Origin of the sequence: Kribbella sp. CA-245084 (assembly GCF_050942355.1) — a bacterium.
Taxonomy (GTDB): domain Bacteria; phylum Actinomycetota; class Actinomycetes; order Propionibacteriales; family Kribbellaceae; genus Kribbella.
Genome location: NZ_CP192053.1, coordinates 3,893,975 through 3,909,646 on the forward strand (window position 1 = coordinate 3,893,975; position 15,672 = coordinate 3,909,646).

The 15,672-nt window shown below is 68.8% G+C and carries 16 protein-coding genes; 8 read left to right on the forward strand and 8 right to left on the reverse strand.

Translation table 11 applies throughout. The annotated features are described in order from the left end of the window. Positions 1-94 precede the first annotated feature (94 nt). Positions 95-1,186, forward strand: coding sequence for a DNA polymerase domain-containing protein (locus ACQPYH_RS18680; protein WP_432892925.1), 1,092 nt, complete (start codon positions 95-97; stop codon positions 1,184-1,186). A gap of 65 nt (positions 1,187-1,251) precedes the next feature. Then, the gene (locus tag ACQPYH_RS18685; protein WP_130450403.1) at positions 1,252-1,725 is read left to right on the forward strand and encodes a carboxymuconolactone decarboxylase family protein; all 474 of its coding nucleotides are present in this window, start codon (positions 1,252-1,254) and stop codon (positions 1,723-1,725) included. A 100-nt stretch (positions 1,726-1,825) separates the two neighbouring features. On the opposite strand, the gene ACQPYH_RS18690 is transcribed toward ACQPYH_RS18685, so the two are convergent. The 3 genes from ACQPYH_RS18690 to ACQPYH_RS18700 all read right to left on the reverse strand — a co-directional run bounded on the left by ACQPYH_RS18690 (position 1,826) and on the right by ACQPYH_RS18700 (position 5,210). Then, complete coding sequence (locus ACQPYH_RS18690; RefSeq protein WP_432892928.1) at positions 1,826-2,581, reverse strand: SDR family oxidoreductase; 756 nt, start codon at positions 2,579-2,581, stop codon at positions 1,826-1,828. 63 nt (positions 2,582-2,644) lie between these two features. After that, the gene (locus tag ACQPYH_RS18695; protein WP_432892930.1) at positions 2,645-4,492 is read right to left on the reverse strand and encodes a glycoside hydrolase family 15 protein; all 1,848 of its coding nucleotides are present in this window, start codon (positions 4,490-4,492) and stop codon (positions 2,645-2,647) included. Then, positions 4,419-5,210: an SURF1 family cytochrome oxidase biogenesis protein gene (locus ACQPYH_RS18700; RefSeq protein ID WP_432892932.1), complete on the reverse strand. Its 792-nt coding sequence runs from the start codon at positions 5,208-5,210 to the stop codon at positions 4,419-4,421. Before ACQPYH_RS18700 ends, ACQPYH_RS18695 begins: the two co-directional genes overlap by 74 nt. A 57-nt stretch (positions 5,211-5,267) precedes the next feature. Here ACQPYH_RS18700 and moaA point away from each other — a divergent pair, with 57 nt between their 5' ends. Beyond that, positions 5,268-6,287: a GTP 3',8-cyclase MoaA gene (gene moaA, locus ACQPYH_RS18705; RefSeq protein ID WP_432892934.1), complete on the forward strand. Its 1,020-nt coding sequence runs from the start codon at positions 5,268-5,270 to the stop codon at positions 6,285-6,287. 48 nt (positions 6,288-6,335) lie between these two features. Here the strand turns inward: moaA and ACQPYH_RS18710 are convergent, their stop codons facing one another. Then, positions 6,336-6,539, reverse strand: coding sequence for a hypothetical protein (locus ACQPYH_RS18710; protein WP_432892936.1), 204 nt, complete (start codon positions 6,537-6,539; stop codon positions 6,336-6,338). Positions 6,540-6,729: 190 nt separating this feature from the next. Then, positions 6,730-7,101: a DUF3099 domain-containing protein gene (locus ACQPYH_RS18715; protein ID WP_432892938.1), complete on the reverse strand. Its 372-nt coding sequence runs from the start codon at positions 7,099-7,101 to the stop codon at positions 6,730-6,732. A gap of 74 nt (positions 7,102-7,175) precedes the next feature. On the opposite strand from ACQPYH_RS18715, the gene ACQPYH_RS18720 reads away from it, so the two are divergent. The 5 genes from ACQPYH_RS18720 to ACQPYH_RS18740 all read left to right on the forward strand — a co-directional run bounded on the left by ACQPYH_RS18720 (position 7,176) and on the right by ACQPYH_RS18740 (position 11,548). After that, complete coding sequence (locus tag ACQPYH_RS18720; RefSeq protein ID WP_432892940.1) at positions 7,176-7,388, forward strand: dodecin; 213 nt, start codon at positions 7,176-7,178, stop codon at positions 7,386-7,388. Between the two features lie 105 nt (positions 7,389-7,493). Further along, positions 7,494-8,198: a 3-oxoacyl-[acyl-carrier-protein] reductase gene (gene fabG, locus ACQPYH_RS18725; RefSeq protein WP_432892942.1), complete on the forward strand. Its 705-nt coding sequence runs from the start codon at positions 7,494-7,496 to the stop codon at positions 8,196-8,198. After that, positions 8,198-8,968 (forward strand): enoyl-ACP reductase FabI, encoded by a 771-nt coding sequence (fabI, locus tag ACQPYH_RS18730; protein WP_432892944.1) that lies wholly within the window; start codon positions 8,198-8,200, stop codon positions 8,966-8,968. The genes fabG and fabI overlap by 1 nt, the downstream gene beginning before the upstream one ends. 3 nt (positions 8,969-8,971) lie before the next feature. Next, positions 8,972-10,657 (forward strand): Mur ligase family protein, encoded by a 1,686-nt coding sequence (locus ACQPYH_RS18735; protein ID WP_432892946.1) that lies wholly within the window; start codon positions 8,972-8,974, stop codon positions 10,655-10,657. Between the two features lie 39 nt (positions 10,658-10,696). Further along, complete coding sequence (locus tag ACQPYH_RS18740; RefSeq protein ID WP_432892948.1) at positions 10,697-11,548, forward strand: hypothetical protein; 852 nt, start codon at positions 10,697-10,699, stop codon at positions 11,546-11,548. Between the two features lie 3 nt (positions 11,549-11,551). Here the strand turns inward: ACQPYH_RS18740 and ACQPYH_RS18745 are convergent, their stop codons facing one another. Genes ACQPYH_RS18745 through cphA form a run of 3 tightly spaced genes read right to left on the reverse strand, consistent with a single transcriptional unit; the run spans position 11,552 to position 15,666 of the window. Beyond that, positions 11,552-12,301, reverse strand: coding sequence for a hypothetical protein (locus tag ACQPYH_RS18745; RefSeq protein WP_432892950.1), 750 nt, complete (start codon positions 12,299-12,301; stop codon positions 11,552-11,554). Further along, positions 12,301-12,819, reverse strand: coding sequence for a SigE family RNA polymerase sigma factor (locus ACQPYH_RS18750; RefSeq protein WP_432892952.1), 519 nt, complete (start codon positions 12,817-12,819; stop codon positions 12,301-12,303). The genes ACQPYH_RS18745 and ACQPYH_RS18750 overlap by 1 nt, the downstream gene beginning before the upstream one ends. Positions 12,820-12,864: 45 nt before the next feature. After that, the gene (gene cphA / locus ACQPYH_RS18755) at positions 12,865-15,666 is read right to left on the reverse strand and encodes a cyanophycin synthetase (RefSeq protein ID WP_432892954.1); all 2,802 of its coding nucleotides are present in this window, start codon (positions 15,664-15,666) and stop codon (positions 12,865-12,867) included. Positions 15,667-15,672: the final 6 nt, after the last annotated feature.

Below are 15,672 nucleotides of genomic sequence, written 5' to 3' on the forward strand. Positions count from 1 at the left end.
ACCTACCGTGGCCATAGCTCGGGAAAAGTTGCCTTTCCCGCAAGGGGGTGGGGAATTCCGGGTTTTGGTCGGCGCGGGGCGATAGCGTCACGGCATGGCGAAGAGCACACCCGTGATGGTCACTGTCGGGGATCGCGAAGTGCGGGTTTCCAGTCCTGAGCGGGTCGTCTACGAGGCGACCGACTGGGCTCCGGAGGTCACCAAGCTTCAGGTCTGCGAGTACTTCATCGGTGTGGCTCCGGCGTTCATGCGTGCCTCCGGCGACCGTCCGGTCGCGTTGGAGCGCTGGCCGGGCGGCTGGCGCGAAGGTATGACGCTGTCGGTGGACGCGGTCGGTCGGCAGACGGGCGACGGCTTCTACTCCAAGCGCCTCCCGAAGGGCGCTCCCGACTGGCTCGAGACCTGCCGGGTGCTGACGCCGAACGACCGCCCGATCGACGAGCTCTGCCTGACCGAGCCGGCCGCCGCCGTGTGGGCCGCCCAGATGGGCACGCTGGTCTTCCATCCGTGGGCCGTCCGCAAGACCGATCTCGACTGCCCCGACGAGCTGCGCATCGACCTCGATCCCCAGCCGGGCGCGACCTTCGCCGACGCCCGACGAGTAGCGGGCGTCGCCCGGGAACTCCTCGAAGAGCTGGGACTTCGCGGGTATCCGAAGACCAGTGGCAACCGAGGGATCCACATCTACGTGCGGATCCGGCCGGAGTGGTCCTTCGACGAGGTCCGGCACGCCGCGATCGGCCTCGGCCGTGAGCTCGAGCGCCGCGACGACGGTGTCACCACGGCCTGGTGGAAGGAGCAGCGCCGCGAGGATGCGATCTTCCTGGACTTCAACCAGAACCTCCGGGACCGCACAGTCGCGGGTGCCTGGTCGCTGCGGCCTCGGCCTGGTGCACCGGTGAGTACGCCGATGTCCTGGGAGCGGTTGGCCGAGGTCGACGATCCGCGGGCGTTCAACCTGCACACGGTTCCGGAGTACCTCTCGGACGGTGATCCGTGGGCGGACATGGACGAGACGGCGTACGCGCTCGATGCGTTGCTGCGGTTGTGGGAGGAGCTGCCCGGCGGGGAGCTGAACTTCCCGCCCGACTACCCGAAGATGCCGGGTGAGCCGCCGCGCGTCCAGCCGAGCAAGAAGGTTGCCGAGCACTGGGACGAGCAGGGCAACCGGATCGCCCCGGACTGACACTTCGGGAAGCTGCTTCGTCGTAGTGGTGTCAAAGAGTTCATCCGCTAAGGAGAAACACCACTATGGACGCCCGTCTCAACCTGTTCACCAACCCGGTGCTCGGTAAGTTCATCAAGCACCTCAACGCGGCCGCCCGGGTCGCGCTGGACGCCGGCGTACCGCTCACGACCCTCGAGCTGGTCGAGCTGCGGGCCAGCCAGATCAACGGCTGCGCCGTCTGCGTCGACATGCACTCGAAGGACGCCGCACACCACGGCGAGACCGCGGTCCGGATCAACCTGGTGGCGACGTGGCGCGAGGCCACCGTCTACACCGATGCGGAGCGTGCCGCACTGGCGCTGACCGAGGCCGGCACCCGGATCGCCGACGCCGCCGGCGGAGTCCCCGACGACGTCTGGCTGAACGCGACCAAGTACTACGACGAGAACCAGTTGGCGGCGCTGGTCGGCGCTATCGCCGGCATCAACACCTGGAACCGCCTCAACGTCATGACCCAGCAACCCGCCGGCGACTACGTCCCGGGGCAGTGGGGCTGACCTTTCCCACCGCGTTTGGTGGGTACACCCATCAAACGCGGGGTTGGCCAACCGGAATCCGGGGTGTCAACCCTGCTTTTGGTGGGCATACCCACCAAACCTAGATAGTGCGGAGGGCCCCGCCGTCGATCGGGATGATGGTGCCGGTCAGGTAGGAGGCGGCGGGGGAGAGGACGAAGGCGGCGACCCGGCCGAACTCCTCGGGCGTGCCGTAGCGGCGCAGGGGGATGGTCTTCTCCGACGCCCGGCGGGTCGCCTCGGGGTCGCCGCCCTTGCCGTCCAGCTCCTTCAGGCGGTCGGTGGAGATGCGGCCGGGCATCAGGCCGTTGACCCGGATGCCGTTCGGGCCGAGCTCGTCGGCCAGCGTCTTGGCCACCATCGCCAGGCCGGGGCGGAGACCGTTCGAGATCGCCAACCCGTTGATCGGGGACTTCACCGACGACGACAGCACGAAGGCGATCGACGTACCCTCCGACCCGGCCCGGGCGACCGCGCGAGCGATCCGCAGCCCGCCGAGGAAGACGCTCTCGAACGCCGATCGCCAGTCGTCCTCTTCGCTGTCGAGCGCCGTGCCGGGCCGAGGCCCGCCGACGCTGATCAATGCGCCGTGCAGCGCGCCCCACTTCGCGATCGCGGTCGCCGCCAGCCGCTCCGCGCTCTCCGGATCGGCGTTGTCGACCGGGATTCCGACGACATTCTCGCCGAGCTCGGCCGCGGCGCGGGAGATCGACTCCTCGTTGCGGCTGGAGATCACCAGCCGCGCGCCGTCGGCAGCAAGGGCCTTCGCGGTGGCGAAGCCGAGTCCGGCGCTGGCGCCGGTGACGATGTAGGTGCGATCGCGCAGTCCGAGGTCCACATCACCATCCTGCCCCACCACACCGCCTGGCGCACCTCGACAGTTCGTGGCCCCCGGCAAGAACTAGTACGCCGACTTGCGCAGCGGCGACTCAGCTGTGGTCAGATGCCAGGCGGTGTTGACCAGGCCGAGATGGGAGAACGCCTGCGGGAAGTTCCCGAGCATCCGGCCCGACGTGACGTCGTACTCCTCGGCCAGCAACCCGACATCGTTGCGCAGGGCAACGAGTCGTTCGTAGAGATCGCGGGCCTCGCCGACCCGGCCGATCATCGCCAACGCGTCCGCGAGCCAGAACGAGCAGATCAGGAACGTGCCCTCGCTGTCGTTGATTCCGTCGTCGGTGTGCTCGGTCAGATAGCGCCGGACGAACCCGTCCGACGCCAGCTCCCGCTGCACCGCCTCGACAGTCCCGATGACTCGCGGATCGTCCGCCGGCAGGAACCCGACCTGCGGGATCAGCAGTACGGCGGCATCCAGCGCCTTGCTGCCGTACGCCTGCGTGAACGTGTTCCGGTCCACGTCGTACGCCTGCGCACAGACCGCCTTGTGGATCTCGTCGGCCCGCGCCCGCCACTCCTTCGCCGGCCCGTTCAGCCCGAACCGCTGCACCGCCCGCGCGGCCCGGTCGAACGCGACCCACGCCATCACCTTCGAGTACGTGAAGTGCTGCCGCCCGCCGCGGACCTCCCAGATGCCTTCGTCCGGCTGGTCCCACACGTCGTCGAGATGCGCCATCAGGCCGCGCTGCACCTGCCACGCCTCATCGGTCGCGCCGATCTGGTGCTCGCGGGCCAGCGCCAGAACGTCCATCACCTCGCCGAACACGTCGATCTGCAGCTGCTCGGCGGCCGCGTTCCCGATCCGGACCGGCGCCGACTCGGCGTACCCCGGGAGCCAGCCGGCCTCGAACTCGGTCAGCCGGCGTTCACCGGTGACGCCGTACATGATCTGGAGGTCCGCGGGCGAGCCCGCGATCGCGCGGAGCAGCCAGTTTCGCCAGGCCTCGGCCTCGTCGGTGTAGCCGGCGCGCAGCATCGCGGACAGCGTCATCGTTGCATCGCGCAACCAGCAGTACCGGTAGTCCCAGTTCCGTTGGCCCCCGAGCGTCTCGGGCAGCGACGTGGTCGGCGCCGCGACGATCCCGCCGGACGGCGCGTAGGTGAGCGCCTTCAGCGTCAGCACCGACCGCGTGACCTCTTCGCCGAAGTCGGTCGAGCTGTGGCTCCGGCCGATCCACTCCCGCCAGAACGTCTCGGTCGGCTCCAACGACTGCAGCGCATCCGTCGGCTCGGGCAGCGGATGGTGCGACGGATGCCAGGTCAGCACGAACCACGCCCGGTCGTTCTCCGACACGCGGAAATCGGCGTACGTCGCGAGGTCGCGTCCGTACTGATGCACGTCCGACCGCAGCGACACCGCATCCGGTCCCGCGATCGCATCGATCTGCCCGTCGTCGGACCGCCGTACCCACGGAACGACGTGACCGTAGTCGAACCGCAGCTTCAACTCCGACCGCATCTCGACCGACCCGCTGACGCCTTCGACGATGCGTACGACGTCCGGCGCGGCATCGCGTGGTGGCATGAAGTCGATCACGCGCACCGTGCCGGTCGAGGTGGACCACTCGGTCTCCAGCACGAGCGTGTCACCGCGGTAGTGCCGGCTGCTGATCGCGTCCGCGTCCCGCGGCGCGATCCGCCAGTGGCCGTTGTCGTCGCTGCCGAGCAGCGCGGCGAAACAGGCAGGCGAGTCGAAACGCGGGAAGCACAGCCAGTCGATCGATCCCTGCTTCGACACCAGTGCGGCGGTCTGCAGGTCACCGATCAGCGCATAGTCCTCAATCCTTCGCCCCGGCACGGGCCTCGGGCCGCTCGACGGCTTCTGGCTGCTCTGGCGCGGGCTTCTTGGCACCGCGGACCTCCTGTCGGGAGAAGTAGACGAGTCCGCCGACGGCCAGCAGCGCGAAGAACCACCACTGCAGGCCGTAGAAGAAGTGTGGGCCGTCGTCGATCTCCGGACCCGGGAAGCTCATGAAGGCCGGATCGTTCGCCGGCTCCTCCTTGGTCACCATCATGTAGCCGTCGTACAGGTTCAGCCCGAGCACCTTCGCGAAGTCCGGGCCGTTGATGAGTCGCGCCGTACCGCCGTCCGGGATGCCGCCGTTCGTGTGGCCGCCGCGTTCGCTGCGCTGCAGGCGCCCGGTGACCGTCACCTCGCCGGTCGGCACCGCGGGGATCTTCAGCGGCATCAGTTCCGAACTCTGCCTCGGCAGGAACCCGCGGTCGATCAGGACCGCCTTCCCGTCGGCGAGGACCAGCGGGGTGACGATCTCGAAGCCCGGCCGGTCGTCGATGTTGCGGTACTTGAGCACGATCTGCTTGGCCGCGTCGTACCGTCCGGTGACGACGGCGGTGCGCCAGGCGTGCTGGTCGCCGACGACGCCCGGCGGGCCCAGAATCTGGTCGATCGGCGCCGGCGCCGCGGCCAGGTTCGTCCGGGTCACCTCGTTCCGCGCCTTGCGTTCCTCGAGGCGATGGAACTGCCAGCGACCGAGCTGCACGCACACGAAGGCGAGCACGAGGACAGCCAGCGCGGCGGCGATCCAGCGGACGTTCATCAAGCGACCCACGTCTCGAACTTAAGCCATGCCCTGAAATCGCCGACGCGCGGCACGTACGCTGGTGTGATGACAGCGATCCAGGAGGCGACTCAGACGGGGCTGGCGGACCGGTTCGGCCGGCTCGCCACGGACCTCCGGGTCTCGCTCACGGACCGCTGCAATCTGCGGTGTACGTACTGCATGCCGGAAGAGGGTCTGGACTGGCTCGCCAAGCCCGAGCTGCTCACCGACGACGAGGTGATCCGGCTGGTTTCGGTCGCCGTGACGCACCTCGGCGTGAACGAGATCCGCTTCACCGGCGGCGAACCGCTGCTCCGCCGCGGCCTGGTCGGGATCGTTGCCCGGACAACGCAACTCACGCCGCGCCCCGAGGTTTCGCTGACCACGAACGGGATCGGCCTTGCCCGGCAGGCCCAGGCGTTGAAGGACGCCGGCCTGGATCGGGTGAATGTGAGCCTCGACACTGTGCGCCCGGACACCTTCAAGCGGCTCACCCGCCGCGACCGCGCGCACGACGTCATCGCCGGTCTCGAGGCGGCCCAGGCGGCCGGCCTCACACCGGTGAAGGTGAACGCGGTCCTCATGCGCGGCGTGAATGACGCCGAAGCGCCGGAATTGCTGGAGTTCTGCCTCGAGCGCGGCTACGAACTGCGGTTCATCGAGCAGATGCCGCTGGACGCGCAGCACGGCTGGGACCGGTCGACGATGATCACCGCCGACGAGATTCTCGAAACCCTGTCCGGCCGGTTCGCGCTGACACCCGACGACGCCTCGAAGCGGGGGAGTGCGCCGGCCGAGTCGTTCCTGGTCGAGGGTGGGCCTCAGACCGTCGGCATCATCGCGTCGGTCACCCGGCCGTTCTGCGGGGACTGCGACCGGGTCCGGCTGACCGCCGACGGTCAGGTCCGCGACTGCCTTTTCGCCCGCACCGAGTCCGACCTTCGGACGGCGTTGCGGAACGGCGCGGACGATGCCGAACTGGCCGACCGCTGGCGGCGCGCGATGCGGAACAAACTTCCGGGCCACGGCATCAACGACCCCAGCTTCCTGCAACCGTCCCGGCCGATGTCCGCGATCGGCGGATGACGGTCATACCGGCCCAATCCGGAAATGTACTTTTTCGCTAGGCGACATTCACTCGGTGAATGGTTCGACCTCGCGCAGGAATGACCGCCGGGCCAGGAAGTCGGACAAGCTCTCCTTGTGTTCGTCGCAGGCGAGCCAGGTCTTGCGCCGGTCAGGTGTGTGGATCTTGGGGTTGTTCCACAGCACCGCCCAGGTTGCAGGCTTGCCGCATCCCCTGGCGGAGCAGACCGCCGGTGCGGCTTCTTCACTCATGCGCTGGCGCCATTCCTCTGCATTCCTGATGTCTCAATAATCAATAGCCTGGACAAAATGAAGCGACGTCGGACAGCCACGGGGGGAGCCGTCCGACGCCGCATCAAGTCCCTGAATTTCACTCATGAACTTCAGAGCACGCGGGAGATTCTGACACGGATCAGTACAAGTTTTCCAGTCCCGGCCGAGATCACTTTTCGGTGTCGGTCCGGGGGTCGTGACGGGGGCCCTGATGCGGGTCCTCGTCCTGCGGTACGACGACCGTCGGACGCTCGCCGATCGCGAGCCTCGACGGTGCGATGTAGGGGTCGGCGGCGGGCTGCGTCGCCGATCGTTGAGCATTCGCCAGCACCACCGCGAAGTACGGCAGGGCGATCGCGCCGACGACGAACAGCCAACGCCACGGCGACGGGGTCAGGACCGCCAGCACGAAGCAGACGATCCGGATCGACATCATCCAGGCGTAGCGCACGATCCGGCTGTCCAGATCCTCGGACCGGCCCGGCTGTGCACTCGTCACCGAAATGACTGTCTCGCCGGTCCGCTCACGGTGTCGCGACATCTATCCTCCTCAGCAAGAACAACGGTACGCCGCGCCGCCCGCCCCCGCGCAGCCAGGATGGAGAGGAATGTCGCATGACCGATCGCACCTACCGCGTCACGGAGATCGTTGGCACCTCCAAGGAGGGGCTGAACCAGGCGATCACCAACGGAATCACCCGCGCAGGGGACACGCTGCGCCACCTCGACTGGTTCGAGGTCACCGACATCCGGGGCCATCTGTCCGACAACCAGATCGACCACTACCAGGTGACCATGAAGGTCGGCTTCCGCCTCGAAGACTCCTGATCTCCCAGGTGATCCTCCGTGGCCCGTCCCCGGTCGAGCGGGGACGGGCCGCGGCGTTGTAGCGTTCGTGCCGCTGACTTGTGTGCTGACGGGTGAGGAGGGCTTGTGGGTAGGTCTGTGTTGGTGACCGGCGGTAGCCGGGGGATCGGGCTGGCGATCGCCGCCGCGTTCAAGGAGGCCGGCGACCAGGTCGCGGTCACGTACAACACCAGCCCGCCGCCGGAGGGCTTCCTCGGTGTGAAGTGCGACATCACCGTCCAGGAGCAGGTCGACGCCGCCTTCGACACGATCGCGGAGCAGCACGGCCCAGTCGAGGTGCTGGTGGCGAACGCCGGCATCACCCGGGACACGCTGCTGCTGCGGATGTCCGACGACGACTGGGACTCGGTCATCGAGACCAACCTCAGCGGGTCGTTCCGGGTCGCGCGCCGGGCCGCGAAGGGCATGCTGCGGCTGCGCAAGGGCCGCATCGTCTTCATCTCTTCGGTGGTCGGCCTGCTCGGCTCGCCGGGCCAGGTGAACTATGCGGCGAGCAAGTCCGGCCTGATCGGCATGGCCCGCTCGATCGCGCGGGAGCTCGGGAGCCGCGGCATCACTGCGAACGTGGTCGCTCCGGGCTTCGTCGAGACCGACATGACCGCGGTCCTGCCGGAGGAGACCCAGAAGCAGTACCTGAGCCAGATCCCGCTCGGCCGCTTCGGCCTGACCGAGGAGATCGCGAACGCGGTCCGCTGGCTCGCCTCCGAAGAGGCCGGCTACATCACCGGTGCGGTGATCCCGGTCGACGGCGGCATCGGGATGGGGAACTGATGGGCATCCTCGACGGCAAGCGCATCCTGGTCGCCGGAGTCACCCTCGACTCGTCGATCGGCTTCGCCACGGCCAAGGTGGCGCAGGAACAGGGCGCCACCGTCCTGATCTCGAACTTCGGCCGCGCGCTCAGCATCACCAAGCGGATCGCGAAACGCCTGCCGACCGAGCCGCCGGTACTGGAGCTCGACGTCACCAACCCCGAGCACCTGGCCGCGCTGCCCGATGCGGTCCGCGAGCATGTCGACGGTCTGGACGGGGTCGTGCACTCGATCGCGTACGGGAACCCGGAGACGATCCTCGGCGGGAAGTTCCTGGACGGTCCGTGGGACGACGTGTCCCAGGCGGTGCACGTCTCGGCGTACAGCCTGAAGGCGCTCGCGGTGACCTGCGCGCCGTTGATGAGTCGTGGTGGCAGTGTCGTCGGGCTGACGTTCGACGCGACCGTCGCCTGGCCCGGGTACGACTGGATGGGTGTGGCGAAGGCCGCCCTCGAGTCGACCAGCCGGTACCTGGCCCGCGATCTCGGTGCCCAGGGCATCCGATGCAATCTGGTCTCGGCCGGTCCGCTGAAGACGCTGGCGGCGAAGGCGATCCCGGGCTTCGAGAAGTTCGAGGAGCCGTGGCTGGACCGCGCCCCGCTCGGCTGGGACCCGTCCGACCTCGAGCCGACCGGCCGCACGATCGTCGGTCTGCTCAGCGACTTCTTCCCCGCGACCACGGGCGAGATCGTCCACGTCGACGGCGGCTACCACGCGATGGGTGCGTGATAGGTGGCCACATCGCTGGTTGAGCTCCGCGTCCTGGACGGCGCCAACCTCTACTTCAGTCGTGCCGCGGTCAAGTTGACGCTCGACGTCTCGTCGATCGTCGACGCCCCTGCACCGGCCGCCAAGGCCTACGGGCAGGCGATCGGTCTCGGCACCACCCGGCCCGGCCGGATCGGGTCGGGCTTCCGGCAGCGGTTCGCGATCCGCGTCGTCGGTCACGTCGTACGACGGATCGCGCGCGAGGCCGGGATCGGGCGGATCGGCGTCCGGGTCCGCCCGGAGAACGACGTACGGCGGTTGGTCGTCGCGTTTCCGTGGGCGCACGAGGCCCGGGCGCGGGCGCTCGGTGCGGCGATCGTCGAAGTGCTGGATGCGTTCGGAGCTGAAGATCTGAGCGAGCTGATCGCGGCCGTGGGCGAGCGGGTGCGGGACGAGCCGCCGGGCAACCCGCCGCCGACGCTGCGGCCCAAGGTCCCGGTGGTCGCGGTGACCGGGACGAACGGCAAGACCACCACCTCGCGGATGATCGCGCACATCGGTCGCGCCGCCGGCCTGCACGTCGGCTGGTCGAGCACCGACGGCGTGTACTTCGACGGCGAACTGATCAAGTACGGCGACTTCTCCGGCCCGAGCGGCGCGGCGCAGGTGCTGTCCCAGCCCGGGATCCAGCTCGCCGTCGTCGAGACCGCACGCGGCGGGATCCTGCGCCGCGGGGTCGGCATCGCCTACAACGACGTCTCCGTCGTCACCAACGTCAGCGCGGATCACCTCGGTCTGGGCGGGATCGACACGATCGACCAGCTCGCCGAGGTGAAGGCGGTCATCACCCAGATCACCCGGCCGCGCGGCTGGTGTGTGGTGAACGGCGACGACCCGCGGACGTTCGCGATGCGGCTCGGCTCGCCGGCGAAGTGCTGGGTGTTCTCGCGTGATCCCGACTCGCCGTCGATCCGGGCGGTCCTCGACGAGGGCGGCCGGGCGACGACGGTGCTCGACGGGTTCGTGACGGTGCTGGACCAGTCGCGTGATCCGGAGCCGCTGCTGAAGGTCGTCGACGTACCGATGACGTTGTCGGGGCTGTCGCACTACAACGTCGAGAACACGCTGGCCGCGGCGTCGGCGGCGCTCGGGCTCGGGCTGCCGCGGGCGGCGGTGATCGAGGGGCTCAGCACGTTCGCGCCGAACGAGAACAACCCCGGCCGGATGAACATGTACTCGCTGCGCGACTTCACCGTCGTCATCGACCTCGCGCACAACGAGGCCGGGCTGGAAGCGCTGATCGAGATCATGAACGGCGTCCGGCCGGACGGCGGGCGGCTGATGCTGGCCCTCGGTTCGCCGGGGGACCGGGCCGACGACATGGTCGCGGCGCTGGGTGCGATGGGTGCGCGGGCGACGGACCGGGTGGCGATCGGTCACAAGAGCGACTACCTGCGCGGACGGCCGCCGGCGGAGCTCGAGGCGGTGTTCCGCGAGGGCGCCGCATCGGTGGGCGTTGACGACGTACCGGCGTACCCGACCGAGCTCGAGGCGGCGCAGGCGCTGGTCGCGGAGGCGCAGGCGGGCGATGTGGTGGCCGTGATGTCTCTGCAGGATCGGGCGAGTCTTGACGCCTGGTTGCGGTCCGAGGGAGCTACTGTCGACACACCGGAGACCTTGAAGAGCAAGGTCGAGAGAGCCCAGCACTGAGCCCCGACCGCCCGAGGTAGGGGTGGGAACGGGGTTTGTATGCGCTACCTGTGGTCGATTCCGGCCGCGGTGGTCGCCTGGTTCGTGGGCGGCTTCTCCGCGACGTACCTGAAGGGACTTCCTGACGGTACGACGTACTTCGTGCCGCCGCGGATCGATCTCGTGCTGCTCGGCGGATTCGCGGGCGGTGTGCTGGCCGGGTTGCTGATCGGTCGCGTGCGCGCCGCCGTACCGGTGGTGCTGGTCGTTGCCGCGGGCATGTGGTGGCTGACCGGGAACTCGTTCTCCGACCGGGACATGCTGATCACGTTGCTGGCGGCAAGCGCTGTCGGTGCGTTCTTCGGTGCCATCGGCACCAGAAGCTCGGTGGTCGCGGCGTTCGCGCTCGCGCTGCCGATCGCCTGGTACGCGCAGCGGCCGGCCGAGCAGTTGGCCGACTGGCGCTGGATCTGGCAGCTGAACGGCCTGTTGGTCGGCGCCGGGCTCGCGCTGCTGCTGTACTTCGCCTGCTGGAAGCGCGGGTGGCGCTCCGTGGGCTCCTGGATTCCGCTGGCCGGGTTCTACCTGGTGTGCAACGGCTTCGTCGAGGCTGTGCAGGTGGTCGCCCGCTCCAACGGCAAGCCGATGGACGCGGTCGGTGATGCGTCGACCGAGGCGTTCTTCCAGTCGTTCCAGCCGTTGCTGCGCGAGTACTGGCCCTGGATGGTGGTCGCCGTACTGCTCGCGATCCCGATGGTGGCGCTCAAGCTCCGCGCCCTCCCGCCACCACCGCCGCCTCCGGACCCGTACGCCGACCGCTCGAACGACGCCGTACTCTCCGACGACCTCGACTGGATCGACGAGCAGGAGGCTCCCCGCCGCCTCCTACCCCGCCGCCAGCCGGTGAACTAGCTCCTACCGCGGGCTCGGGGCGATCTTCCCGGCCGCATCCAGCGGCGTGACTGCGGTGATCTGGGCCTCGGCCGCGTTGACCACCACCGCGAAGAACCTGAAGCGGCTGCTGTTCGGTGTACCGATCGCATCGGTGTCGTACGTCTTGCCGCCAGCGGTGACGCGGACCTTGCGTGCCTCCGCGGACACTGCACCCATGACCATCGTGAGATGCATGGGGGAGCCCGCGTTCGGAATCACCGCCGGGACGGTCTTGTACTGCGAACGCTGGTCGGGCTGCCAGTTCTCGTAGAAGCAGCCTTTGGCGCCGCCGAAGCTCTTCGCCGGACCCTCGTCGGTGATGACGAGACAGCCGGCGCTGTAGTACGACGCGACCGCCCAGTGCTCATTGGGGATGCTGCCGTCGGTGACATAGAAGGCCGGCGCGTACTTGAGCGCGTCCGGCTGTGTGGTGAACGCCGGCTCGTCGGACCACGGCTGAGGAAGTGGCGTGTACCTGAAGTCGAGGTTCTGGCTCCGCTGCGAGGGACTCTGCGAGGGCGTCGCGACGCCGGGCTCTGCCGACTTGATCGAGCCGATGACCGTGCCCGCCACGACGACGGCGATCGCTACGGCCGCCGCGCACACCGCGGCCGCCGTACGGCGACGCAGTTGGCGACTCTTGATCCGTAACCGGATCGGGGCCGCGGGGTCGGCCGGCTCGGGCCGGTCGTCGGTGAGCAGCGCGAGCTTGGCTCCCAGATCGTCAGTCATCAGATCCCCCTTTCGGTGAGGTCGGCCAGTTCGTCCGGGGTGGCGAACGTGATGTCGGTGCGGAGCGCTTCCAGGCCACGGCGGGTGTGCTGCTTCACGGCGCCGACCGAGCAGCCGAGGAGGTCGGCGACGGTGCGCTCGGACAAGTCCTCGGCGTACCGGAGGTAGACGGCGGCGCGCTGCCGCGGGCTGAGGCGTGCCATCGCCTGGTGGATCGCGAGGCGTTCGTCCACCTGGACGGTCGCCGGATCGACGACGGTCTCCGGTGGTGTCTCGGTGGGGCGTTCACCTTGCCAGCGACGGCGACGGGCGGACAGGAAGGTGCTGGCGATGATCTTGCGCAAGTACGCCTCCGGGTTCCCGTCGCGCACCTTCTGCCAGTGGAACCACAGCTTGGTGAAGGCGTCCTGCGCCAGGTCCTCCGCCTTCTGATGGTCCAGGGTGAGCGCATAGGCGAGCCGCGCGGTCGCGGTCCACCGCGCCCGCACGAACTCGTCGAAGTCGTCCTCGGCTGTCATCCGCACACCCCTATAACGCGATCAACAGCGTCGCAGGGTGACAGGTCAGGCGAGTTCCCGTTCGGGTTCCGCGGGCTCCTCGTCCGGGGGTACGAAGTCGGGGTCGCCGCCTTCGTCGCCCGAGCGGGCTCCGGCTTGGGCGAGGTGGGAGACCGATTCGAGCTCGGACAGGACCTGCTGGTGCTGGTCGACGCAGAGGACGACGAGGTCGCCGGGGTTCGAGCGGTTGAGCGCGTGCTTGACCGCGTCCAGCTCTTCGAGCACGGTGTCGACCTGGCGGCAGCGGGCGCCGTTCTCCATCGCGCCGCGTACGCCGGCCTCGACCAGGGCGGCCGACTCGCCGCGCTTGCGTCCGCGCAGCCGGGCGTCCTCGCGTACGACGACCACGTCGAAGTGCTGCGCCGCGACCTCACCCAGCTCGCGGATGTCGTCGTCGCGGCGATCGCCCGCAGTCGCGATCACGCCGATCCGGGACGGCCGCCCGAGCTCTGACGACGCGGTCAGGCTCTCGCCGAGACGATCCACGAAGTCGCCGAGCATCCGCATCGCCGGCGCGTTGTGGCAGTAGTCGACGATCACGGTCCGCCCGTCCACGTCGATCTCGTTCAAGCGTCCGGGCGACAGGTAGTACGACGTACTGAACGTTCGCAAGCCCTGCCGGATGTCGTGCAATGAAGCGCCCGCCGCGAACGCAGCCGCCGCGGCGGCCATCGCGTTCTGCACGTTCATCATCGCCCGCCCGCCGAACGTTGCCGGCAGCAAGTGAGTCCACGCCAACTGCATCGACCGCCGGCCGTGCTTCACCACGATCATGTCGCCCAGGTCGGACCGCTCCAGCACGACCGCGCGACCACCGCGCCGGCAATGTCCCTCGATGTAGTCGCGGACCTCGCTGCCCGGCTCGGCCATGCTGAACCACACGACCTGCCCCGAGCACTTGCGGCGCATCTTCCGGACCAGCGGATCGTCGGCATTGAGTACGGCGTACCCCGTCCGCGGCACCGCCTCGACCAGCACCGCCTTCACGTCCGCGAGCTGCTCGAGCGTGTCGATACCGCGCAGACCGAGGTGATCGGGCTGGATGTTCAGCACCACGGCCACGTCGTTGCGCTCGTACCCGAGGCCCTCGCGCAGGATCCCGCCGCGCGCCACCTCGAACACCGCGAAGTCGACCCGCGGGTTCTGCAGCACCATCCGCGCCGACTTCGGCCCGGACGCGTCCTGGCGGATCACCAGCCGCTCGTCGATCACGATGCCGTCGGTCGACGTCATCCCGACCTTGCGCCCGAGTCCCTTGAAGACGTGGCTGATCATCCGCGAGGTCGTGGTCTTGCCGTTGGTACCGGTCACCGCGACGATCGGGATCCGGCTGGTCGCGCCCGGCGGGAACAGCATGTCGACGACAGGCTTCGCGATGTACTGCGGCTCGCCGATCGTCGGGTTCGTGTGCATCCGGAACCCGGGGGCCGCGTTCACCTCGCAGATCGCGCCGCCGGTCTCACGCACCGGCTGGGTGATGTCCGGGCAGATGAAGTCGATACCGGCGATGTCGAGCCCGATCATCCGGGCCGCCTCCTCGGCGATCTCGACGTTCTCCGGGTGCGCCTCCCAGGTCCGGTCGATCGAGATCCCGCCGGTGGACATGTTGCCGGTGAGCGTCAGCTTCACCATCGCGTCCTCGGGCGGTACGTCGTCCAGCTCGAAGCCCTGGTCGCGGACGAGCTGCCGTGCGGCGGCATTGATGGTGATCCGGGTCAGGATCTTCTCGTGGCCGACACCGCGGCGCGGGTCCGCGTTGGTGATGTCGACCAGCTCGGCCACGGTGTGGATGCCGTCGCCGACCACGTGCGCGGGCACGCGTTCGGCGATCGCCTCCATCCGGCCGTTGATGATCAGGCAGCGGTAGTCCTTGCCGGTGACGAAGTTCTCCACGATCACCGACCCGCGCCGGGACTGCTCGGCGGCGATCGGGAACGCCTCGCGGACCGCGTCGGCGTCCTGCAGGTTCAGGCAGACGCCGCGGCCGTGGTTGCCGTCGAGCGGCTTGCACACGACCGGGTAGCCGATCTTGTTCGCGACCGTGACCGCTTCCTCGACCGTGCGGATCGATTCCGACCGCGGCACCGGCAGACCGGCTGACGCGAGCAGGCGGGTGGTGAGGTCCTTGTCGCTGGCAACGTCCACCGCGATCGAACCGGTCTCGGACGTCATCGTGGCCCGGATCCGCTTCGCGTGCACGCCCTGGCCGAGCTGCACCAGGCTGGCCTTGTTCAGCCGGATCCACGGGATGTCGCGGGACACCGCCTCGTCCACGATCGCCTGCGTCGACGGGCCGAACGCCGTACGCTCGGCCTGCTTGATGAACTTCTCCAGCTCGGTGGTGAAGTCGAACGCCGGGTCCGGCTGGACCAAGTTGTTCACGAACCGTACGGCGAGTTCACCGGCGGCGAGCCCGACCGCTTCGTCGGCGTACGCGTAGACGATGTTGTAGATGCCGGGGGAGCCCTTGACCTGCCGGGTCTTGCCGCGGCGCATGTCGTGGCCGGCCTCTTGCTGGAGTTGCAGCGAGACATGCTCGGCGATGTGGCCGAGCCAGGTGCCTTCGTACAGGCGCTCGATGAACCCGCCCCGGCGGCCGCGCGAGCAGTGGTGCTGGTCGAGCCGGGGGAGGTCGGCCAGCAGTCGCTCGGTGAAGCCGGGGATGGTGTTCGACGGGAAGTTCTCGAGCGAGCCCAGGTCGACGACGAGGTGGATCGCGGGTTCGTAGCTCCAGATGTTCGGGCCGCGGTAGACGCGGGTCTCGATGATCTTCAGGTCGGGCGCCGGGGTGCCGGTGGTCTCGGTCATGCGGGG

Bases quoted from the DNA above. Each gene is read 5' to 3' on its own strand.
- moaA (WP_432892934.1), top strand. From the start codon at position 5,268: ATGACAGCGATCCAGGAGGCGACTCAGACGGGGCTGGCGGACCGGTTC.
- ACQPYH_RS18680 (WP_432892925.1), top strand. From the start codon at position 95: ATGGCGAAGAGCACACCCGTGATGGTCACTGTCGGGGATCGCGAAGTG.
- ACQPYH_RS18715 (WP_432892938.1), bottom strand. From the start codon at position 7,101: ATGTCGCGACACCGTGAGCGGACCGGCGAGACAGTCATTTCGGTGACG.
- ACQPYH_RS18745 (WP_432892950.1), bottom strand. From the start codon at position 12,301: ATGACTGACGATCTGGGAGCCAAGCTCGCGCTGCTCACCGACGACCGG.
- ACQPYH_RS18720 (WP_432892940.1), top strand. From the start codon at position 7,176: ATGACCGATCGCACCTACCGCGTCACGGAGATCGTTGGCACCTCCAAG.
- cphA (WP_432892954.1), bottom strand. From the start codon at position 15,666: ATGACCGAGACCACCGGCACCCCGGCGCCCGACCTGAAGATCATCGAG.
- fabI (WP_432892944.1), top strand. From the start codon at position 8,198: ATGGGCATCCTCGACGGCAAGCGCATCCTGGTCGCCGGAGTCACCCTC.
- ACQPYH_RS18740 (WP_432892948.1), top strand. From the start codon at position 10,697: ATGCGCTACCTGTGGTCGATTCCGGCCGCGGTGGTCGCCTGGTTCGTG.
- ACQPYH_RS18685 (WP_130450403.1), top strand. From the start codon at position 1,252: ATGGACGCCCGTCTCAACCTGTTCACCAACCCGGTGCTCGGTAAGTTC.
- ACQPYH_RS18710 (WP_432892936.1), bottom strand. From the start codon at position 6,539: ATGAGTGAAGAAGCCGCACCGGCGGTCTGCTCCGCCAGGGGATGCGGC.
- ACQPYH_RS18750 (WP_432892952.1), bottom strand. From the start codon at position 12,819: ATGACAGCCGAGGACGACTTCGACGAGTTCGTGCGGGCGCGGTGGACC.